Consider the following 21,532-nt stretch of genomic DNA (forward strand, 5'->3'; position numbering starts at 1 on the left):
CCGCGAACGACCACTCAGCACTCAGGAATCACCAAAGCGTTCCAGTCGGTGGTTCGGCCGCCCGCAAGGCACACACCTAACCTAAATGTCGGTGGACGGTTCTAGGGTGGGGTCATGACTGTGAAGCTGGGTGCGCACGTCGATCAGCAGGACCCGCTGGCCGAGGCGGCCGATCGGGGCGCCGACCTGGTGCAGTTCTTCCTCGGCAACCCGCAGGACTACAAGGCGCCGAAGCTCGCGTACGCCGACGGCGAGGAGGCACTGCGGGAGCGGTCCGCCGCCGCGGGCGTCGACTTGTACGTGCACGCGCCGTACCGGCTGAACGTGGCGAACACGAACAACCGGATCCGGATCCCGAGCCGCAAGCTGCTCCAGCAGACCCTCGACAAGGCCGCCGAGATCGCCGTCAAGGGCGTGATCGTGCACGGCGGGCACGTCGGTGACGAGGACGACCCCGAGGCCGGCTTCGACAACTGGCGCAAGTGCATCGAGCGGGCCGAGCTCCCGGTGCCGCTGCTGATCGAGAACACGGCCGGCGGCGAGAACGCGATGGCGCGTCAGCTGGACCGGATCGCGCGACTCTGGGACGCGGTCCAGTCGTCCGGCAACGACCGCCTGGAGAACGTCGGCTTCTGCCTCGACACCTGTCACTTCCACGCGGCCGGTGAAGAGCTGCCGTCGATCGTCGAGAAGGTGCTCGCGATCACCGGCCGGATCGACCTCGTGCACGCCAACGGCTCACGCGACGAGTTCGGTTCCGGTGCCGACCGGCACAGCAACTTCGAGGAGGGCCACATCGACCCGGCCGACATCGTCGCGGTCGTGCAGGCCGCCGGTGCTCCGGTCGTCGTCGAGACGCCGAACGCCGACCACGGCCAGAAGGCCGACATCGACTACCTCAGGGCGCACCTGAGCTAGTCGGCTCGAGGTTGTGCAGCCAGTAGGTCAGGCCGAACGGGAGCAGTAGCGCAAGCCCAGTGCTGTTCCGCGTGGGTATCAGGACGCCGGCGACGATCGCGACGAGGAGCAGGATCGTCGTGAGCTGGAAGACGTCGACTCGACCGAGCACCCGGGTGCGCAAGGTGAGACGGCCGATGGCGCACGCACTGTAGATGACGACCAGCGCGAGCAGGCAGATCCCCGCGACGGCCACGCCGACCCAGGCGAGTACGTCGTACCCGTCGGCGCCACTGAGGATGCCGGAGAGCTGGAAGACACCGACGAGCACCGTGAGTCCGGCAGCGGACCACAGCAACCGCGCAGTGGTACGACGAGCCCGCTCAGGATCAGGCACGGGGTCCGGTTCCGAGGGCGCCATGGGGGCGACGGTAGCGCAGGGAGACAATGGCGCGCATGCAGACCTGGGCCGAGCGGTTCCCCGAGCTCTTCGCGCCGGACCACTGGGCCTGGGGCGAGCTCGACGTCCGGTACTCCACCGAGCGCGCGCCGGACGAGCTGATCAGCAACGTGCACGTGGTCGGCCGCGCCGACGGCGGAATCGTTGTCTGTAGCAACGATCTGGGCTGGCGCTTCCTCCCCGGCGGTACTCGCGAACCGGGCGAGACGATCGAGCAACTCGTCCACCGCGAACTCCTCGAGGAGGCCGGTGCCCGGCTGACCGGTCCGTTGACGTGGCTCGGCGCCCACCGCGCCGAGCACGGCCGGCCCGCTCCGTACCGTCCACATCTCCCGCACCCGATCTCGTACTGGGCCACCGTCGTCGCGGACGTCGTGGTCGACGCACAGCCGACCAACCCCGACGACGGCGAGCAGGTGGTCGAGGTTCTCGTCCTGCCACCGGACCAGGCGGCCGGCTACCTCGACGCCCAGGCCGACGGCGGGGCGATGGGCAGCCAGGTCAGACTGGCTCAGGCAATGGGGCTGGTTTAGCAGACTGCCACGGCAGTACGGCGGCACTCACCGCACAGCAGCCACCCGCGACCCACAGCGCGCCGCGAAGCCCGACCAGCGCCGCGAGCACCCCACCGAGCGCCATCAAGGCAGGCTGCACGCAGCGCGAACTGATCGACCACGCACCGACCACCCTGGCCATGAACCCGTCCTCGGTCACGTCCATCCGGTACGTCGCGAACGACGGGTTGAACACACCGGAGGCCACCAGCAGGCAAGTCTCCGCCGCAGTGAGCAGCACGAAGCCGCCCAGACCGTGTGGAGCCAACGGGAAGAGCAGCAGCCACGGAGCCCGCAGAATGCCGAACACGATGAGCATCCGATGCAGTCCGTGCCGACGCGTGAGCCGAGGCGCCAACTGGGCGCCCAGCACGCCACCCAGGCACGCGAGACCGAGGAACAACCCATAGCTCCACGGCGCCAGGCCGAGGTCACGCAGCATGAACACCGTCAGCAGCGGCACTGTCATCATCACCGGCCCGCCGAACAACTGCGAGTTCCAGAACAGTGCGCGCAGTCCGCGATGGCCAAGGATGTACCGCCACCCGGCGGTCACATCCGCCTTCCCGTCCCGCCGTACGGGCGTCGGCTCGGGCTGCTCGATCCGCCGGACGCCGATCGCGGACAGGAGAAACGACACCGCATCGACCGCCAGCGTGGCGGTCGCGCCGACCAGGCTGACCAGCGCACCGCCGATCGCCGGACCAATGCTCAGCGAGATCCAGTTGGTCTGCTCGAACCGGCTGTTCGCCTCGGCCCGCCCCTCGGCCGAGATCAGCGCCTTCAAATGTGCACCGCTCGCCGACTGGAACGCGATCATCGCGGCGGCTTGCACGATGCCGACCACGCACAGCTGGACGTACGTCAGAACGTCGAACACCGCGGCCAACGGAACAGAGATCAGTACGACGAACCGCACCAGGTCCGCCGCGATCATCACCGGCCGCTTCCGCCGCTGCTCGATGAAGTCACCCATCGGCACGCCGAGCACCGCCCCGATCGCGGACAGCGCGGCGAGCATCGAGACCTGGAACGTGCTGGAGTCCAGAGCGAGTACGGCGATCAGCGGCAGGGCACCGAGGCCGACCGCCGATCCGACAGCGCTGACAGTGAACGCGAGCCACAACCGGCGGAAGTCCCGACCCAAAGACATCCCGCGATCGTAGGAGGCGGCACCGACAGAATCAGCGCAGGTTCAGGCCGCCGTCCAGCAAGATCACTTCGCCGGTCAGATACGTGTTGTGGACAAGGGCGGAGATCAGGTCGGCGACGTCCGACGGCTGAGCCGCTCGGCGCATCGGGCTGGCGGTTTTCCACAACTCCTGGGCCTCGGTCCACGAGGCGGTCAGGGGTGTGTCGACCAGACCGGGCGCGACCGCGTTGACGCGCACCGATGGTCCGAGGGCGGCGGCCAGCAGCCTGGTGACGTGGTTCAGCGCGGCCTTCGAGGCGGCGTACGCGACCGAGCTTCCCTTCGGCCGGACGCCTGCATGACTGGTCACGTTGACGATGCATCCGCCTGATTCGCGGAGCGCGGGCAGGGCCGCCGTACACAGCAGCCACGGCGCGATCAGGTTGACGTCGAGCAGCCGCCGCCAGTCGTCCGCGGTCAGGCCGTCGAGCTCGGCATGCGGCACCGGCCAACTGATCCCCGCGTTGTTCACCAGTACGTCGAGCCGCCCGTGCTCGGCCACGACCTGAGGGACCAACTCGGCCGCCGCGGCGTCGTCGGCGAGATCAGCCTGGTGGTACGACCCACCGAGCTCGTCCGCCAACGCGATCCCGGCCTCCCGGCTGCTGCGCGAATGCACCGCGACCGTCATCCCGTCCGCCGCCAACCGCCGAGCCGTCGCCGCACCGATCCCCGAAGCCGATCCCGTCACCAACGCCACTTTCTGCACCGGGTCAGCCTACGAAGGTCGGTGGCGGAGCCCGTCCAGCAGGAGGTTGACCAAGCGATCGGCCTGGTCGCGTTTGGCACCGGCGGCGAGGACGATGCCGCTGAGGCTGACCAGGACGTCGTCCGCCGAGACGTCGGGACGGATGTCGCCGGCTCTGACGCCCGCGTCCAGCAGGGGTTTGATCGCGCCGACCAGGAGCTCGAAGCTCTGGGCGTACGGATTGGCCCCGGAGGCGATCACGGCCCGGAGCGCGTCGGCCATGCCGAGCTTGCGGGTCATGTAGTCGATGTAGCGGTCCATCCACGTCCGAAGCGCGTCGGCCGGCGACAACTTGTCGAGCAGCTCGGGGGCCGCGGCGCAGACGGCGGCCAGCTCGTTCCGGTACGCCGCCTCGATCAGCAACTCGCGGGTCGGGAAGTGCCGGTACAGCGTGCCGATCCCGACGCCGGCGTCCTTGGCGATCCCCTCCAGCGTCGCCTCGAGACCGCATTTCGAGAACGCCCGGGCAGCGGCGGCCAGGATCTGGTCGCGATTGCGCTGGGCGTCCGCGCGCAGCGGGCGCTCACCGGTGCCCGTCATGTCCCCCTCCTCCATGGCGTCCTCAGACCCTAGCGGACTTGTTAACCGGAGGTTCCTCCGGTTAACTGGGTTCATCCGGAGGATCCTCCGTTTAAGCGTAGCTCGCAGAACAGGACAGCCCTGATGAGCAGGATCACCACACCTTTCACGCATGACTCCACCGCCGCCGAGGTGATCGACGGCGTCGACCTGACCGGTCGGCGGGCCGTCGTCACCGGCGGCGCTTCCGGTATCGGCGTCGAGACCGCCCGCGCCCTGGCCGCGGCCGGCGCGCAGGTCACCCTCGCCGTCCGCAACACCGCCGCCGGCGAGCGCACCGCGGCCGGGATCATCGAGAGCACCGGCAACAACCACGTCTTCGTCGCACCGATCGAGCTCGCCGACCGCGCGTCCGTACGCGCGTTCGCCGCCAACTGGGACGGCCCGCTGCACATCCTGGTGAACAACGCCGGCGTGATGGCCGAGCCACTCAACCGCACGCCGGAGGGCTGGGAGCACCAGTTCGCCACCAACCACCTCGGCCACTTCGGCCTCGCGCTCGGACTGTACGACGCCCTGGCCGCGGCCGGTGACGCCCGCATCGTCTCGGTCAGCTCGAGCGCGCACCTGCGCTCGGACGTCCACCTCGACGACCTCCACTTCGAACATCGGCCGTACGAGGAGTGGGCGGCGTACGGGCAGTCGAAGACGGCCAACGTGCTGTTCGCCGTCGAGGCGGCCAAGCGCTGGGCGAGTGACGGCATCATCACCAACGCCCTGATGCCGGGCGGGATCCGGACCGCGCTGCAGCGGCACGTGGACCCCGAGGTGCAGAAGGGCTGGGACAGGTTCCAGTGGAAGACCACCGAGCAAGGTGCATCGACGTCGGTGCTGCTGGCTGCCTCGCCCCTGATCGCCGGCGTCACCGGCCGGTACTTCGAGGACAACAACGAGGCCTTGCCGAACACGGGTGCGGAAATGAGTGGCGTCGCGGCCTACGCGCTCGATCCGGAGTCGGCCACTCGGTTGTGGGATATCTCGGAGACGCTGCTCGCCGGCTGACTTATCCACAGGCTTGATCAGGTCACCGGCCCAACCTGGGCCGCTAGGGTCTTTGGCTCCGGGCCGGTAACCTGACCGACCGTGAGTGACTTGAGCATCCGGACCATCTCGGCCGACGAGCATGCGGCGTACATCGCGACGCAGCCGTCGGCAAGCTTCCTGCAGACCCCTGGGTGGGCGGCGGTGAAGAGTGAGTGGAAGGCGGAGTCACTCGGCTGGTATGACGCCTCGAACCCGAGCGAACTGCGCGGCGTGGGGCTCGTCCTGTACCGGCAGATGCCCAAGGTGAAGCGTTATCTCGCCTACTTGCCCGAGGGCCCGGTGATCGACTGGGACGCCGTCGACCTCGGTGTGTACCTGCGCCCGCTGGCCGCTCATCTGCAGCAGCAGGGGGCGTTCGGCGTACGGATGGGTCCGCCGGTGGCGACGCGGCGGTGGGGCGCGAAGACCATCAAGGACGCGATCGCCGGCGGGCAGCAGCCGAAGCTCGGCGACGTCCGGCCCGACGTGATCGAGCCGTCCGGTGCGACCGTGACCGGCCAGCTGCGCACGCTCGGCTGGAAGGCGCCACGCGTCGGTGAAGGATTCGCCGCCGGGCAACCGCAGTACGTCTTCCAGGTCCCGCTGGCCGGCCGCGGCCCGGACGACCTGCTGAAGGGCATGAACCAGTTGTGGCGGCGCAACATCAAGAAGGCGGAGAAGGCCGGCGTCGAGGTGACGCAGGGTGGCGTCGAGGACCTGAAGGCCTTCCACCAGTTGTACGTCGAGACCGCGGAGCGGGACCACTTCACGCCCCGGCCGCTGCCGTACTTCGAGAAGATGCACTCGGCGATGGCGAACCAGCCGGCCGACTGTTGTGACTTCCGGATCTACAACGCCTACCACGAAGGCGATCTGGTCGCGTCGACGATCTGGGTCCGGGTCGGCGGTCACTCCTGGTACTCCTACGGAGCCAGCTCGACCGCCAAGCGAGACGTCCGTGGATCGAACGCGATCCAGTGGCGGATGATGTCGGACGCGCTCGCTGCGGGCGCATCCGTGTACGACCTACGGGGCATCACCGACACCTTGGACCCGAACGACCCGCACGTCGGGTTGATCCAGTTCAAGGTCGGCACCGGCGGCGAGGCCGTCGAGTACGTCGGTGAGTGGGATCTGCCGTTGAACAAGGCGCTCTACACCGCATTCGACCTCTACATGAGACGGCGTTGACACCATGCCCCTAGTCCTGCACGTCGATTCCGATCGCTGGCGTGATCACCTGCGTTCCACGTGGAACCCCGACATCGTCCCGGTCGCCAAGGGCAACGGGTACGGCTTCGGCAACCAGCGGCTGATCGCGGAGTCGCGCGCACTCGGCGCCCGCACGGTCGCGGTCGGCACGTACTTCGAGGTGCCGCCGGACCCGCGCGAGGACATCGTCGTCCTCTCGCCGTGGCGGCCGTTCCTCGAGGTCCCGCAGAGCAAGAACGTGATCCACACGGTCAGCCGGCTGGCCGATCTGGTGTCGATCCCGGCCGGCAGCCGGGTGCTGATCGAGGTGATGACCTCGATGCGGCGGCACGGTATCGGCGCCCGCGAACTGCGGCACACGATGCTGCTCAACGCGCTCGACCGGATCAGGTTCGAGGGCTGGTCGCTGCATTTCCCGATGGGCGCCGGCGGTACGTCGGCCAACCTGAGGGAAGCGCAGCAGTTGGCCAAGGCGGCCCTCGATGTCCGCAAGGGCACGCTGTGGGTGTCGCACGTACCGTCTCAGAAGCTGGCCGACATCGGCGAGAGCGTGAAGCTGCGGATGGGCACCGGGCTGTGGCTCGGTGACCGCGGTGCGCTGACGGTTCGGGCGACGGTGCTCGACGTGCATTCGGTCCGCCGCGGTGAGCGCGTCGGCTACCGGCAGCGCCGGGTCAGCGGAGACGGCCACATCCTCGTCGTGTCCGGCGGTACCGCTCACGGCGTCGGCCTGGAGGCACCGACCGCCGCCGCGACCGTCCGTCAGCGGGCGATCGCGATGGCGAAGGGCAGCCTGGACGCGGCCGGCATGGCGCTCTCCCCGTTCACCATCGAGGGCAAGCAGCGCTGGTTCGCCGAGCCCCCGCACATGCAGGCCAGCATGCTCTTCCTGCCGTCCTCGGTCGCACCCCCCGCGGTCGGCGACACCGTCGGCGTGGACGTCCGCTACACCACCACCTCCTTCGACAAGGTCTCGATGGACTAGCTCACTGTTGACTTCAGGTGGACCTGAAGTTGCAGCGTGATCTCATGAGCTTTCTGGAACGGATCGAGGAGCGGCCCGGAGCAGCGGAGCTCCGGGCGGAGTCGTACCGGTTGCTGGGCCTGAAGCGCGGTGCGACCTGCGTGGATGTCGCGTGCGGTGCGGGCCATGCGGTTGCCGAACTGGCGGCCAAAGGGCTGAAGGTGACCGGGGTGGACACCGACCCCGAGGCGATCGACGCTGCCCGCGGCCGTGCGCCCGGGGCAATGTTTCACGTGGCACGGTCCGACGACCTGCCGCTGGAGGACGAGTCGGTGGACGGCTATCGCGCGGTCCGGCTCTTCCATCTCCTGGAGGACGCCGGGCCGACCGTGGCCGAGGCGTGGCGGGTGCTCCGACCGGGCGGGCGGATCGTGCTCGGCGGTCAGGACTACGGGTTCCTGCTCGTCGACAGCGCTGACCAGGACCTGACCGACGTCATCCTTCTGGGCCTCGAGTCGCGGTCGGTCTCTCCTCGCGCGGCGCGCAGCCTCCGCGACGTGCTCCTCGACACGGGCTTCCGTGACGTCGAGGTCGTCGTACACACGGAGGTCGTGACGGACCACCGGTTGATGGCCGGTCAGCTCGAGGGCGCAGCAGCCGCCGCGGTCGAGAAAGCGCTGATCACCCAGGAGGACGCCGACGCTTGGCTCGCCGAGCAGGCGGACCGAGGCCGGGACGACAGGTTCCTGGCCGCCCTCCCGACCCTTCTTGTCAGCGCACGCCGTTAGCGTTGTTTCAGGTGGCCCTTCCAGCGGACGGTCGGTAGCAGGGCGGCCGGGTCGACGCGGTCCTTGTTCGCGGCGACGATGTCGAACATCGAGTCGATCAAGGTGTCCGACAGCAGGTGCGGCTGCAGGCCGAGGCCGACCAGGCCGGTGTGCTTGACGTTGTAGTAGTGCTCGGCCTGCTCGACCCGCGGGTTCTCCAGGTGCTCGACCTGGACCGGGCCGGGGAAGCACTCAGCGACCTTGTCCGCGAGCTGGGCGACCGAGTAGCTCTCGGTCATCTGGTTGAAGACCCGGAACTCGCCGGCGTCGGCCGGGTTCTCGACCGCGAGCCGGATGCACTCGACGGTGTCCCGGATGTCCAGGAAGCCACGGGTCTGGCCGCCGGCGCCGTACACGGTCAGCGGCTCGCCGAGCACGGCCTGGATCGCGAACCGGTTGAGCACCGTGCCGAAGACCGCGTCGTAGTCGAACCGCGTCGCCAGCCGCGCGTCCCGGACCGTCTGATCGGTCTGCTGCCCGTAGACCACGCCCTGGTTGAGGTCGGTGACTCGCATCCCCCAGATCCGGCAGCCGAACTCGAGGTTGTGCGAGTCGTGCACCTTGCTCAGGTGGTAGAACGAGCCCGGCTTCTTCGGGTAGAGCATCCGGTCCTTGCGACCGTTGTGCTCGACCTCCAGCCAGCCTTCCTCGATGTCGATGTTCGGCGTCCCGTACTCGCCCATCGTGCCGAGCTTGACCAGGTGGATGTCCGGGTTCGTCTCGGCGACGGCGTACATCAGGTTCAGCGTGCCGACCACGTTGTTGTGCTGGGTGTAGACCGCGTGCTCGCGATCGATCATCGAGTACGGCGCCGCCCGCTGCTCGGCGAAGTGCACGATCGCGTCCGGCTGGAACTCCTCCAGCACGCGGTAGGTGAAGTCCGCGTCGAGCAGGTCGCCGGTGTACGCCGTGATCCGCCGGCCGGAGACCTCCTCCCACGCCGCCACCCGGGTGTCGAGGTCCTGGATCGGCACCAGGCTCTGCACGCCCAGCTCACGGTCGTAGCCGCGGCGGGCGAAGTTGTCGAGGACGGCCGTGTCGTGGCCGGTGTCGGACAGATGCAGCGCGGTCGGCCACCCTAGGTAACCGTCACCGCCCAGGACGAGAACACGCACGGCTCGGCCGCCTTCCGGTGGGACATTGGCTGTCACAGTCCTTCCTATCCCGAGTACCCACTCCAGTAACGTGATCAGCCCCACTGATTAGCTGGCAATCGGCTGAGAATCCCCGCCGGGAGGCGTACGCCAGGCGCGGGGGTGCAGAATAGGCGGCGATGCGTCTGCTCACCAGGATCAGGAACGGCTCCGGCCCACGCCGGGGCCGATGGTTGCTGTGGGCGAGGTATTCGGCCTCTTCCGTAGTCGCCACCGTGGTCAGCCAGCTGGCGTTCGCGCTGTGTTACTGGTTCGGTTCGGCGGCGATCGTGGCCACGCTGGTCGCCTGGCTGGCCGGCGCGGTGCCGAACTACGTGATGAACCGCCGCTGGGCCTGGGGCCGGGGCGGACAGCTGTTGCCCTACGCAATCATCGTGATCGGCACGGCCGCGACTGCGGCGCTGGTCACGACGGTGACCAGCCACCTGGTCCAGGGCATCGACTCACACGCGTGGAAGACCCTGCTGGTGACCGGCTCCTACTTCGGTACCTACGGCGTGCTGTTCATCCTGAAGTTCTTGCTGTTCGATCGGTTCGTGTTCGCCAAGCCCGCGAATGCCGACCCCGCCGCAGCACGTACTCCCGTAACCACGTCGTAGTCATCACCCGCCCGTAGTTCGCGCCGTACACCAGGCCCGGGCCTTTCTTGCTGGCCCCGTCGCCGCGGCGCCGCATTGTCATCGGCAACTCGACCACGCGCGCACCGAGCGCGAGGGCCCCGAGCAACAACTCCGACGACTGGTACTGCGGCTCGCGCAACGTCACCGCGGTCGCCAGCTCAACCCGCAACGCGCGGAACCCGAACGACGTGTCCGTGAGCTTCCGCCGCGTCAGGATCGACGCGAGTACGGCGAACACCCGTACGCCGACCCACCGCAGCCGACTGTCCGCGTCCTCCGCCCCGAGCCGCCGTGACCCGGTGACGAAGTCGGCCTCGTCGTCCAGGATCGGCCGCAGCAGGACGTCGAGCTCGTCGTTGTCGTACTGCCCGTCCGCATCCGTGGTCACGACGTACCGCGCGCCTCCCTCGGCGGCGAGGTGGTACCCGAGCCGGAGCGCGGCACCCTGACCACGGTTGCTCGGGGCAACACACACGAAAGCCCCATGCTTGCGGGCGATTTCCGCCGTGTCGTCGGTGGCCCCGTCCACGACCACCAGCACGTCGACGGGCAGACCGGCGCAGGTGCGCGGCATGTCGGTCAGCACCGGACCGATCCCGCCGGCCTCGTTGTACGCGGCTATCACCACGACGACAGGCGCGAGGTTCGGTTTCCCGAAGTCCTTCACAGCAAGGGAATCCACGGTGTCCGGGTAGTCGGCCATCGCCGGCCGGGCCTGGTCCTTGCCGAGGATCGCCCGCAGGCCGATCGCGCCCGCGAGCGGGAAGAACACGAGCCCCGGCAGCTGATAGCGCCAGGAGAACTCGAAGGCTGCCGAGGCCAGCAACAGGATCACACCGGACACAAGCGGGAGCAGGGCGGCCGATCTGAGGCCGGATTTCTTGGCACGGCCGAGTCCTGCGACCGCTGCCAGGGCGATCAGGGCGTAGAGCCCGAGGAGGGTTCCAGAGGTGTAACCGCCATGCAGTTGGTACGCGCGCAGGATCACAGCCGGCCCGTGGGCGACGTGTGGCTCCGATCCGCCCCACTTCACCGCGGCCTTGGCGGTGTTGGGGTCCTGCAGGTTCGGATAGGCGAGCTGGAACTGCCAGCGGTCCAGTGGCACGTCGTCCGGCGAGGTGGTCCGCGTCGGGGCGAAGCCCTTCGCGAAGTCCTTCAGCGCGGCCCACGTGACATCAAGCGGCTGATGCCGGATGACCAGGCGGGCGAACTCAGTGGCCAGCTCCCGCTTGGTGGTGCCGGGTGGCAGCGGTCCGGGCCAGTTCGGATCGCCGTAGTGGTTGTGCGCGTACTTGTCCACGCCCAGGCGCTGTCCCAGCGGCTCCTTGGGACAGAACAGCCTCGTGCCCTCGTTGAGCGGCAGCTTGGCGCAGTTGGCGACCACTGCGGTCCGTCCGTAGAGCACCTGGTTCTCAGCGCCGGTGAAACCCCATCGGCCGGTCTCCGCGTGGTAGTAGGTCGCATAGGCCCCGAACACGACCGCAAATCCGGCTATGGCTGCGGCAGTGCGTAGTACGAGGTGCATGCGGCGCTTGCGCCAGGCGTTGCCGACCACGATCAGGTAGAGGACGACGGGGATGATCAGGACCATGCCGATCGCGCGGACCGCGAAGGCCGCGCCGATGAGGACGCCTACTACCGCTGCGCGCTTCCAGCCGGGCGCACCGCGGCCGAGGAGCAGCCAGAGGATCGCCACCAGCAGTACGTCGAAGGTGGTCTCGGCCATGATGTTCTGCTCGATCTGCACCTGGTAGGCGTCGAGCAGGATCGGTGCGGCCGCCACCGCGGCCAGCCAGCGGTAGACGGTGAGCTGGCGGGCCAGTGCGTAGATGGCGATGCCCAGGAGCAGTCCGACCACGTGCTGCACGATCACGACGAACGTGAGGCCGCCGAGGGCGACCATGGGACGCAGGACGAAGTCGTAGCCGATCGGGTTGAGCTGGTCCGGGCTCAACTTGTGCATGTTGTTCAGGTACTGCTGAGAGTCCGTGTAGACGATCGCGGGACGGTAGGCGATCGTCGCGAGAACCCGCAACACAGTGCCCGCCACCAAGAAGACAGCGAGCAGCCAGTGGGTTCGGAGAACCCGCTTCACTGTGCGCGGAAGTACTGCCACGTGCGGGCCAGGCCGTCCTCGAGCGACACCGTCGGGGCGTAGCCGAGGTCGTTGGTGATGTCGACGACGACCGCCGGCATCTCACCGGTCGGTGCCTCGACGTGCTCGGCCGGAACCGGGCAGCCGGTCGCCGTACGTACGGTGTCGATCATCTCGAGCACCGACACCGACCGACCGGATCCGATGATCGCCCGGCCGTCGTACCGCTTGTCCAGCGCGAGCAGGATCCCCGCGACCACGTCATCGATGAAGACCAAGTCACGCCGCTGCTTGCCGTCGCCGTAGACCCGGACCCCTTCGTCTTTCAGCGCGGCCCGCATCATCCGGGGCACGAAGCTGTCCTTGTGCGACATGCCCGGCCCATAGACGTTGGTGAACCGCAGTGCGGCGGTGGCCATCCCATAGCTGCCGGAGTACGCCGAGAGCAGCATCTCGCAGGCCGCCTTGGTCGCGCCGTACGGCGTGAGTGGCCGGAGCGGGAGGTCCGCGGTAATGGTCGACGTACCGACGTTGCCGACGACCGCATTGGTCGAGGCGAGGACGAACCGATCCACACCACTGCCGCGCGACAGCTCCAGCAGCACCTGAGTGATCGTCACGTTCTGCGCGAACGTCTGCATCGGCGCATCCACCGACCGCAGTACCGACGTCAACGCGGCCAGGTGCACCACCGCGGTTGGCCGAGTCTCGAAGGCCGAAATACAGACCTCCTGCTCCGCCAAATCCCCGGTCACCACGGTCACACCCTCGTCCCAGGACGCATCCGGCGGCTCCCGATCCACCGCCGTCACAGCCACCCCACGCCCCCGCAACGCAGCCACCACGGCCCGTCCGATAAACCCGGCCGCCCCGGTGACCAGCACACGTTCGTCCATGTGCTTCAACCTACCGCTCACAGACCAACTGCAAGACACGGGCGAACGGTGTGCGACGAACCCTTGACCGCGGGTGATCATGATGGGCAGGATCACCCCGGGCGCGGGCTGACAACCTTGTCATCGGGGCCGCGTAACCCACTGGCGGACAGCTCGCGCTGTCGCGCCGGTCCGGCCGTGCAAGGAGCGTAGATGGATCTCCGCCGCCCACTGGGGCTCGTCGCGTCTCTAGGGCTCGTTGTGACAATGTCAGCTTCCATGACGCCAGCGCATGCTGTCTCACCCACGTCGGAGGATCAACCGGTGGTTTCCGGGTCCTCGTTCTTCACCTCGTTCGAGCCCGGGCAACCGCAGCCCGGCTATACCGATGCCGTCGAGACCGGTCCGGACGGGAAGCCGCGGACCGACGGGGTTCGCGGCCCGACGCCGACCGGGATCGGCGGCAGCGAGATGGACAAGGTCACCAAGGTGACCGCGAACGGCGAGAACACCGGTGGCGGCGAGATCGCCACCAACGCCGCCGACGGTGACAAGTTCACCAAGTGGCTGGTGTTCGAGCCGACCGGCTGGCTGGTCTACGAGACCTCGGCCCCGGTGGTGATCCGCAAGTACGCGCTGACCTCGGCCAACGACGCCGACGGCCGCGACCCGCAGAACTGGACCGTCTCCGGTTCGAACGACGGGACCACCTGGACCACGCTGGACACCCGGACCGGCGAGAGCTTCGAGAACCGGTTCCAGACCAAGGAGTACAGCTTCACGAACGAGACGGCGTACAAGTTCTTCAAGCTGGACGTCACGCTGAACCACGGCGAGAACATCGTCCAACTGGCCGACTGGTACCTGTCCAACGGCGCCCCGCTGCCGCCGCCCGGCCCGGTCGCCGAGTCGCGGCTCGACTCCGGGCCGACCAGCGCCTACAACGCCCGCGCCCGGGTCGGCTTCACCGGCGTCAAGTCGTTCCGGTACGCCGGCCACCAGGAAGCCGAGGGCCGTGGCTACACCTGGAACAAGATCTCTGACGTGGACCTGAAGGTCGGCAAGGACACCCGGCTGTCCTACAAGATCTTCCCCGAGCACGTCGAGGGTGACCTGAGCTACCCGAGTACGTACGCCGCCCTCGACCTGGCGTTCTCCGACGGCACGTACCTGAGCGACCTCAAGGCTCGCGATCACCACGGGTTCGAACTGAGCCCGCGTGGTCAGGGCGACGCCAAGGACCTGTCGACCAACCAGTGGAACAACGTCGAGGCCGACCTCGGCAGCGTCGCCGCCGGCAAGACGATCAAGCGGATCCTGATCGGGTACGACAAGCCGTCCGGGCCGGCCGACTTCCGCGGCTGGGTCGACGACATCCGGATCGCGGCCGCGATCAACCCCGACCGCGCGGCCCAGAAGACCGCGGCCAAGCACCCGTCGGACCTCGGTTTGACCACCCGCGGTTCGAACGCGACCGGCGGCTTCTCACGGGGGAACAACTTCCCGGCGACCGCCGTACCGCACGGCTTCAACTTCTGGACCCCGGTGACGAACGCGGGCTCCACGTCCTGGCTGTACGACTACGCCAAGGGCAACAACGAGGCGAACAAGCCGACGATGCAGGCGCTGTCGATCAGCCACGAGCCGAGCCCGTGGATGGGTGACCGGCAGACCTTCCAGGTGATGCCGTCGACGGCGGCGACCCCGACCGCGGACCGCAAGGCCCGCGCCTGGTCGTTCAGCCACGACAACGAGATCGCCCGGCCGTACTACTACGGCGTCACGTTCGACAACGGCAACGCGGCCGAGATCGCGCCGACCGACCACGCCGCGATGATGCGGCTCAGCTTCCCGGCCGGCCAGGCGTCGCTGATCTTCGACAACGTGAACAACAGCGGTGGCCTGACGCTCGACCCGGAGACCGGTGTGGTGACCGGCTTCAGCGACATCAAGAGCGGCCTGTCCACGGGCGCCGGAAGGCTGTTCGTGTACGGCGTGGTGGACCAGAAGGTGGTTGCCTCCGGCAAGCTGTCGAACGGCGGCGGTGCGAATGTCGGTGGCTACTTCTCCTTCGACCCGAAGGTCACCCAGGTGCAGTTGCGGATCGCGACCTCGCTGATCGGCACCGCGCAAGCCAAGAAGAACCTTGAGCTGGAGCTGCCGGCCGGATCGAAGTTCGGCAAGGTCAAGGACGCCGCGCAGGAGCTGTGGGACGCCAAGCTGCGCACGATCGAGGTCGAGGGTGCGACTGCCGACCAGCTGACCACGATGTACTCGAACCTGTACCGCCTGTTCCTCTACCCGAACAACGGCTCGGAGAACACCGGTACGGCGTCGAAGCCGGTGATCACCTACGCGTCGCCGACGTCGCCGAAGGTGGGCACCGACACGCCGACCACGACCGGGTCGAAGATCGTGGCCGGCCAGACGTACGTGAACAACGGCTTCTGGGACACGTATCGCACCGTGTGGCCGGCGTACTCGCTGTTCGCCCAGGACGAGGCGGCGGACCTGGTCAACGGGTTCGTCCAGCAGTACAAGGACGGCGGCTGGATCTCCCGCTGGTCGTCCCCCGGCTACGCGAACCTGATGGTCGGTACGTCGTCCGACGTCGCCTTCACGGACGCCTACCTCAAGGGGATCAAGGGCATCGACGTCCAGGCGGCGTACGACGCCGCACTCAAGAACGCGTCCGTCGTGCCGCCGTCGCAGAACGTCGGCCGCAAGGGCATGGACCTGTCCACCTTCAACGGCTACACGGCCAACACCACCGGTGAGGGCTTCAGCTGGTCGATGGACGGCTACATCAACGACTTCGGCATCGCGAACATGTCGAAGAAGCTCTACGACACCGCGAAGAAGAGCGACCCGCGCAAGCAGGAGTACCTGGACAACTACAAGTACTACCTGAACCGGGCCCGCAACTACGTCACGCTGTTCGACCCGGCGATCAACTTCTTCCAGGGCAAGGGCCCGGACGGCGTCTGGGGCTACTCGCCCAGCCTGTTCGACCCGCAGGACTGGGGTCACGACTACACCGAGACGAACGCGTGGAACATGGCGTTCTCGACCCCGCAGGACGGGGCCGGCCTGGCCGCGATCTACGGCGGCCGCGACGGCCTGGCGAAGAAGCTCGACGAGTTCTTCAGTACGCCGGAGGACGCGCTGCACCCCGGCGGGTACGGCGGCACGATCCACGAGATGCTCGAGGCCCGCGACGTACGGATGGGTCAGTACGGGCACAGCAACCAGCCGTCGCACCACCTGACCTACATGTACGACTTCGCGGGTCAGCCGTGGAAGACGCAGGAGAAGGTCCGCGAGGTGCTCTCCCGGCTGTACCTGGGCTCGGAGATCGGGCAGGGGTACCCGGGTGACGAGGACAACGGTGAGATGTCCTCGTGGTACCTGTTCAGCATGCTCGGGTTCTACCCGTTGCAGGTCGGGTCGCCGACGTACGCGATCGGGTCGCCGCTGTTCACCAAGGCGACGGTGCGGTTGGCCGGCGGCAAGAAGCTGGTGATCAGCGCGCCGGGCAACAACGCTCGGAACATCTACGTGCAGAGCGTCCGGGTGAACGGGAAGAAGTGGACGTCGACCGCACTGCCGCACGACCTGATCGCGAACGGCGGCAAGATCGAGTTCGAGATGGGTGACAAGCCGTCGACGTGGGGCACCGGCCGGAACGACGCACCGCCGTCGATCACCACCCCCGGCGAGGACCCGATGACGTGGCGGGACTCGACGTCCGACGAGGGCGCCGTGGTGGGTGCCGGTGACGCGGACGTGACCGCGCTGACCGACAACGACGCGAAGACCCAAGTCACGCTGCCCGGCGCGCAGTCCACCGTCACCGTCGCCCTGCCGCAGGGCCGGCCGGTCGGCATGTACACGCTGACCAGCGGTGCCACCGGTACGGCGCCGTCCGCGTGGGTGCTGCAAGGCTCCAACGACGGTACGACGTGGTCGACAGTGGATCGCCGGACCGGCGAGAGCTGGGCGTGGGCGTCGTACACCCGGTCCTTCAGCGTCGCATCGCCGAAGGCCTACACGCAGTACCGCCTGGTGTTCACCCCGGCGGCGGGCGCTGACGGCGTCACGCTGTCCGAGCTAGAGCTCCTCGGCACCTTGAAGGGCGTCGAACCCGGCACACACCCGAGCGACAAGCGCGTCGCCGAGACCAAGCCGAGCCCGACCCCCTCACAGTCGATCGACCGCAACTACGGCTGACCGTCTGAGGATTGCCCGGCGAAGCCTGCCCCTGAAAGGTTCCGCCGGAAATTAATGAGGGGTGGCGGTCCCCGCCCGGACTGCCACCCCTTCATCCCTAACGACGCTCGAGCCAGGTCAGGGGTTGCCTCTGCCCGAAACTGTCCACATGCCGGACACAGTGAGGTCCGCGGCAGTCGCCAGGAACCAGGCGAGGTTCAGCGCGAGCACGACAGTGGTGGCCACGGCGGCGACCACCCAGCCCAGCCTCGCGCGGAGTGCCAGCACCGGCAGCGCGAGCGCCATCGCGACTCCGCCGAGCTGGATGGCGAACAGAACACCCCAGGTGTCGACCGCGCAGTCCGTCGCGGTCGGCGGACACAGCGGCGCCTGCAGGTGGAGCATCAGCCCGTACGCCAAGCCCGCCACCACCCCGACGAACCCCGCCTGCAGCGCCACCTTGCCGATCGACCGCCCCCAGCTGTCCATGGCCTCACGCTAGGCGTGCGACGAACGGCGTACCTGAGCAGAACTACTCAGCCGGACCAGCGGCCGGTGAAGAAGCCGGCGGCCCAGATGGCGGCCAGCGGTATCGCGAGGGCGAGGTAGAGGCGGCCTAGCCAGGGTTTTCGGCGGGCCGCGACGGCGAGGCCGATCCACAGCGGCCACCAGAGCAGGGTCGCCCGGGTGAGTGAGTAGATCCAGAACGACGTACAGAACGCGCCGACGGTGGCGGCGACCCAGGCGGCCTCGCCCCAGGAGCGGCGCCAGAGCAGCCAGGCGAGGAGCAGCAGGCCGATGAGCAGCGCGACCAGCTCGGCCCGGAACATCCAGGTCCAGTCGCTGCGGTCGGCGGCGAAGTGGCCCTTGCTCGCGGCCTCGAACGTGTGCACCAGGGAGGTCCACGGCCAGGTGAACTCGCGCGCCCAACCCTTCTCCTGCGCCTCTTGCCAGGCGAACCAGGAGCCGTGGATCTGCTTCAGGTACGCCATGAAGCCGAGTACGGGGACGGCCGGCAGCGCCAGCCACGGCAGCGAGAGCCAGTCCCGCTTCTTCGAGGTGACGAACTCGACGATCAGCGCGAACGCGAGGAAGATCCCGGACACCCGCACGGTCGACGCGAGCGCGACGAAGATCGCCGCCCGGCCCCACCGCCCCTGCCGTGCCGCGAGCCAGCCGGGGAACGCGAACGCGCAGAACAGCGCCTCCGTGTACCCGGCAGCCAGGAAGACGCCGACGGGAGCGACGTACCAGATCATCGCCGCGTTCGGACCGATTCCCTTGAGCTCCGGGAACTCGTACTGCGCCAGTCGCGCCAGGTACACGCCCGCGACCGCACTGGCGACCGCGGACACGACGATGCCCGCAGCAACGTATCCGATCCCGGTCCAGCTGACGATCCGAACCAGCACCGGGAACCCGGGAAAGAACGCCGCCAGTGGAGCGCCCGACGGCTCCCCGTGGTTGTACCCGAACTCAGCGACGGCCTTCAGATGCCAGACGTCCCACTGCAACCAGGCATGCCAGACGTTCGGGTAGTCAGTCCCCCGGTTGAACAGCAACGGCGCCGAGATCGACAGCAGGAACAGTCCGGCCCGGGTGACCAACCACCACCCCAGCACCTCCCGCGTCATCGCGGTCGGCATCCACCGTTGCCACCCCACCCGATCAACCCGGGCCCGCCGCGCCCGCCCGGACCGCTGCGGCTCGTCGGCAGCCGTCCGCTCAAACACGGCAGCACCACCGCACACCACAGTCCGCCCGAGTCACCCCCCTATCGTGCCCCATCCGTTCCACTGGGGACGCTGCCACGGCCGAACTGCCGCAAACGAGAACGGCACCCCGGGTGGGGTGCCGTTCGCCGGAGCTATTGGCCGCCGCCGGGGTTCTTCGGGGTGTTGGTCGGTTGCGGTTGGCCGGTGGGGATCGTCGGCCAGATCGGCGTACGCGTCGGTTTCGTCTTGGTCGGCGTACTGCTCGGGGTGTTCGACGGGGTGTTGCTGGGGGTGTTCGACGGGGTGTTGGGCGGTGGGGTGTTGGTCGGGGGCGTGATGGTCGGCGTCTGCGGCGTGAACGTCGGGGTCGGGCTGTCCTTGATCGCGTCCTCGTCCGGCTCGGCGAAGTCCGCGGACTCCACACCGTCGAGAGCATCCGTCATGTAGGCCAGCCAGGTCTTCAGCGGCCAGTTGCCACCGAAGAACGCCGGATCGTCGCTGTAGGGGTCGAGGTCCGACTCACCGGAGTTGCCGGCCCGATAGAGCACGGACGTGGACAGCTGTGGGGTGTACCCGGTCCACCATGACGTCAGCGTCGCCGTGCCCTCCTTGCAGCCGTCGCACTCCGCGTTCTTCTTCCGGTCCTCGAGCGCGACACCACCGGCGGTGCCGGTCTTCCCGGCGACCGGACGATCGAGCTCCTTGGCTCCGGTTCCGGTGCCCTTCTTGACCACGTCCTGCAGCACGTAGTTGACCATGTTGGCGATCTCGGGCGGGAACGCCTGCTTCGACTTCAGCTTCGTCTCCGACCACAGCACCTTGCCGTCCGGTCCGCGGACCTCCTTGATGGTGTGCAGCGGCACGTATTTGCCACCGGCAGCGAACGTCGCGTACGCGTTCGCCATGTCGACCGGCGACGCGTACGCATCCGGGCCGAGCACCGTGGAGGGGTTGCTCTTGTCGCCCTCGAGGGTCTTCGAGGCCGGGATGCCGGCCGCCTCGGCCGCGGCCACGACCTTCTCCGGCCCCTGGTCCATCTGGTTGTCCACCAGGTCGTAGAAGGCGGTGTTGATCGACTGCTCGGTCGCCTTCAGCAGGCTGACCTCGCCGTAGTCCCGGTTGAGCTCGTTGCCGAGCTTGAGCCCCTGGACCACGATCGGGCTGTCACCCTGGTACGTGTCGTAGATCGACTTGCCGTCCTCGAGCGCCGCCGCGAGCGCGAACGGCTTGAACGACGAGCCCGGACGGGCCCTCGTGGTGGCCCAGTTCAGCTGACTCTTGAGGAAGTCCGGTCCGCCGTACATCGCCAGCAGCTGACCGGTCCCCGGTTGCACGGTGGCCATCCCGACGTGCAGCTTGTCGCGCTTCTCCGGCAGTTCGTCCTGGGCGGCCTTGACCATCTTCTTCTGCTGATTGTAGTTGAACGTCGTCGTGACCTTGAGGCCGCCGCCACTGATCTGGTCCTGGTCGAAGCCCAGCCGCAGCAGCTCGCTGCGCGCCATGTCGAGCAGGAAGCCCTTCGGGCCCTGGTACCGGCTGTTCTTGTCCTTCTTGGTGATCGCGGGAAGCCTGTTCGCGTACTTCGTCTCCTGGGCAGCGGTGATCGTGCCCATCTGCTGCATGCCGTCGAGGACGTAGTGGTACCGGTCGATGATCCGCTTCTGGGTGCGCGGATCCTTGTCGTCGATGTCGAACAGCGTCGGGTTGTTCAGCACGGTCGCGAGGAAGGCGGCCTGCGGCACGGACAGCTTCTCCGGATCCGGCTGCTTGAAGTAGGCGTCGCCGGCGGCGGAGATGCCGTAGGCGCCCTCACCGAAGTAGATGGTGTTCAGGTAGCCCTCGAGGGTCTTGCTCTTGTCCTGCTGCCGGCTCAGCTTCGTCGCGATGAACAGTTCCTGGAGCTTCCGGGAGACCGTGCGCTCCTGGGTCAGGTACATGATCTTCACGTACTGCTGGGTGATCGTCGACCCACCCTGCAACTGCTCACCGTTGGCGATGTTCCACGCCGCCCGCACCATGCCCGACGGCGAGATGCCCGGGTTGGTCCAGAAGGTCCGGTCCTCGGCGGCGATCACCGCGTCCTGGACGTGCTTGGGGACGTCCGCCAGCGGGACCGTGTGCCGGTTCTGCTCGTAGAACGAGCCCAGCGGAGTCTTGTTGTCCGAGTACATCACCGTGGTGGTGTTGGTCGCGAACTCCTTGTTCGGGTCCGGGATCTTCGTCGTCTGGTAGACGATGAAAAAGGTGGCAACGGCGCCGATGATGCCGACGAAGAAGAGCGCGGCCAGCCAGCCGAGGACCCGCAGCGCCCAGTGCTTCTTCAGGCGCGGGGGCTTGGCGGCCTTTCTACGAGCTTCACTCACAGTGCAATCCTCGACGATCTCGCGGAAGTCATTGCCCGCCAGACT

Annotated in this window: 18 protein-coding genes; 8 read left to right on the top strand and 10 right to left on the bottom strand. The window is 68.0% G+C overall.

What is annotated here, in order from left to right; all coding sequences use genetic code 11:
• Positions 1–114: 114 nt before the first annotated feature.
• A complete protein-coding gene (locus tag AB0E63_RS08620) occupies positions 115–918 on the top strand; it encodes a deoxyribonuclease IV (RefSeq protein WP_360363275.1) in 804 nt (267 codons plus the stop codon).
• On the opposite strand, the gene AB0E63_RS08625 is transcribed toward AB0E63_RS08620, so the two are convergent.
• Positions 899–1,318, bottom strand: a complete 420-nt coding sequence (locus AB0E63_RS08625) for a hypothetical protein (protein WP_360363276.1) — start codon at positions 1,316–1,318, stop codon at positions 899–901. The two genes, AB0E63_RS08620 and AB0E63_RS08625, sit on opposite strands and share 20 nt — an antisense overlap.
• A gap of 35 nt (positions 1,319–1,353) precedes the next feature.
• On the opposite strand from AB0E63_RS08625, the gene AB0E63_RS08630 reads away from it, so the two are divergent.
• Positions 1,354–1,890: an NUDIX domain-containing protein gene (locus tag AB0E63_RS08630; protein ID WP_360363278.1), complete on the top strand. Its 537-nt coding sequence runs from the start codon at positions 1,354–1,356 to the stop codon at positions 1,888–1,890.
• On the opposite strand, the gene AB0E63_RS08635 is transcribed toward AB0E63_RS08630, so the two are convergent.
• The 3 genes from AB0E63_RS08635 to AB0E63_RS08645 are packed head-to-tail and all read right to left on the bottom strand — an operon-like array spanning position 1,859 to position 4,391.
• A complete protein-coding gene (locus AB0E63_RS08635) occupies positions 1,859–3,064 on the bottom strand; it encodes an MFS transporter (protein ID WP_360363280.1) in 1,206 nt (401 codons plus the stop codon). The genes AB0E63_RS08630 and AB0E63_RS08635 overlap by 32 nt on opposite strands.
• 31 nt (positions 3,065–3,095) lie before the next feature.
• Positions 3,096–3,812 carry an SDR family oxidoreductase gene (locus AB0E63_RS08640; RefSeq protein ID WP_360363282.1) on the bottom strand — a complete coding sequence of 239 codons (717 nt, stop codon included), beginning with the start codon at positions 3,810–3,812 and terminating at the stop codon, positions 3,096–3,098.
• A 9-nt stretch (positions 3,813–3,821) separates the two neighbouring features.
• Positions 3,822–4,391 carry a TetR/AcrR family transcriptional regulator gene (locus AB0E63_RS08645; RefSeq protein ID WP_360363284.1) on the bottom strand — a complete coding sequence of 190 codons (570 nt, stop codon included), beginning with the start codon at positions 4,389–4,391 and terminating at the stop codon, positions 3,822–3,824.
• A 123-nt stretch (positions 4,392–4,514) separates the two neighbouring features.
• Between AB0E63_RS08645 and AB0E63_RS08650 the strand changes: the two genes are divergently transcribed.
• The 4 genes from AB0E63_RS08650 (at position 4,515) to AB0E63_RS08665 (ending at position 8,417) form a co-directional block, all read left to right on the top strand.
• The gene (locus tag AB0E63_RS08650) at positions 4,515–5,432 is read left to right on the top strand and encodes an SDR family NAD(P)-dependent oxidoreductase (RefSeq protein ID WP_360363286.1); all 918 of its coding nucleotides are present in this window, start codon (positions 4,515–4,517) and stop codon (positions 5,430–5,432) included.
• Positions 5,433–5,513: 81 nt separating this feature from the next.
• A complete protein-coding gene (locus tag AB0E63_RS08655) occupies positions 5,514–6,644 on the top strand; it encodes a peptidoglycan bridge formation glycyltransferase FemA/FemB family protein (RefSeq protein ID WP_360363288.1) in 1,131 nt (376 codons plus the stop codon).
• Between the two features lie 4 nt (positions 6,645–6,648).
• The gene (locus tag AB0E63_RS08660; protein WP_360363290.1) at positions 6,649–7,650 is read left to right on the top strand and encodes an alanine racemase; all 1,002 of its coding nucleotides are present in this window, start codon (positions 6,649–6,651) and stop codon (positions 7,648–7,650) included.
• A 44-nt stretch (positions 7,651–7,694) separates the two neighbouring features.
• Positions 7,695–8,417, top strand: a complete 723-nt coding sequence (locus AB0E63_RS08665; RefSeq protein WP_360363292.1) for a methyltransferase domain-containing protein — start codon at positions 7,695–7,697, stop codon at positions 8,415–8,417.
• On the opposite strand, the gene AB0E63_RS08670 is transcribed toward AB0E63_RS08665, so the two are convergent.
• Positions 8,414–9,571 carry an NAD-dependent epimerase/dehydratase family protein gene (locus AB0E63_RS08670; protein ID WP_360363294.1) on the bottom strand — a complete coding sequence of 386 codons (1,158 nt, stop codon included), beginning with the start codon at positions 9,569–9,571 and terminating at the stop codon, positions 8,414–8,416. The genes AB0E63_RS08665 and AB0E63_RS08670 overlap by 4 nt on opposite strands.
• Positions 9,572–9,825: 254 nt before the next feature.
• Here AB0E63_RS08670 and AB0E63_RS08675 point away from each other — a divergent pair, with 254 nt between their 5' ends.
• Entirely contained in the window at positions 9,826–10,209 is a 384-nt protein-coding gene (locus AB0E63_RS08675) for a GtrA family protein (RefSeq protein WP_360363296.1), read from the top strand.
• Here AB0E63_RS08675 and AB0E63_RS08680 read toward each other — a convergent pair.
• Positions 10,115–12,280: a glycosyltransferase gene (locus AB0E63_RS08680; RefSeq protein WP_360363298.1), complete on the bottom strand. Its 2,166-nt coding sequence runs from the start codon at positions 12,278–12,280 to the stop codon at positions 10,115–10,117. The genes AB0E63_RS08675 and AB0E63_RS08680 overlap by 95 nt on opposite strands.
• Before the next feature lie 41 nt (positions 12,281–12,321).
• A complete protein-coding gene (locus AB0E63_RS08685) occupies positions 12,322–13,221 on the bottom strand; it encodes an NAD-dependent epimerase/dehydratase family protein (protein ID WP_360363299.1) in 900 nt (299 codons plus the stop codon).
• Positions 13,222–13,524: 303 nt separating this feature from the next.
• Here AB0E63_RS08685 and AB0E63_RS08690 point away from each other — a divergent pair, with 303 nt between their 5' ends.
• Entirely contained in the window at positions 13,525–17,430 is a 3,906-nt protein-coding gene (locus AB0E63_RS08690; protein ID WP_360363301.1) for a GH92 family glycosyl hydrolase, read from the top strand.
• 117 nt (positions 17,431–17,547) lie between these two features.
• Here AB0E63_RS08690 and AB0E63_RS08695 read toward each other — a convergent pair whose 3' ends face one another.
• The 3 genes from AB0E63_RS08695 to AB0E63_RS08705 all read right to left on the bottom strand — a co-directional run bounded on the left by AB0E63_RS08695 (position 17,548) and on the right by AB0E63_RS08705 (position 21,487).
• The gene (locus tag AB0E63_RS08695) at positions 17,548–17,898 is read right to left on the bottom strand and encodes a hypothetical protein (RefSeq protein ID WP_360363303.1); all 351 of its coding nucleotides are present in this window, start codon (positions 17,896–17,898) and stop codon (positions 17,548–17,550) included.
• Positions 17,899–17,945: 47 nt separating this feature from the next.
• Complete coding sequence (locus AB0E63_RS08700) at positions 17,946–19,142, bottom strand: mannosyltransferase family protein (protein ID WP_360363305.1); 1,197 nt, start codon at positions 19,140–19,142, stop codon at positions 17,946–17,948.
• A 134-nt stretch (positions 19,143–19,276) separates the two neighbouring features.
• Positions 19,277–21,487 carry a transglycosylase domain-containing protein gene (locus AB0E63_RS08705; protein WP_360363307.1) on the bottom strand — a complete coding sequence of 737 codons (2,211 nt, stop codon included), beginning with the start codon at positions 21,485–21,487 and terminating at the stop codon, positions 19,277–19,279.
• Positions 21,488–21,532 lie beyond the last annotated feature (45 nt).

It is taken from the genome of Kribbella sp. NPDC026596 (genome assembly GCF_040638415.1).
GTDB lineage: Bacteria > Actinomycetota > Actinomycetes > Propionibacteriales > Kribbellaceae > Kribbella.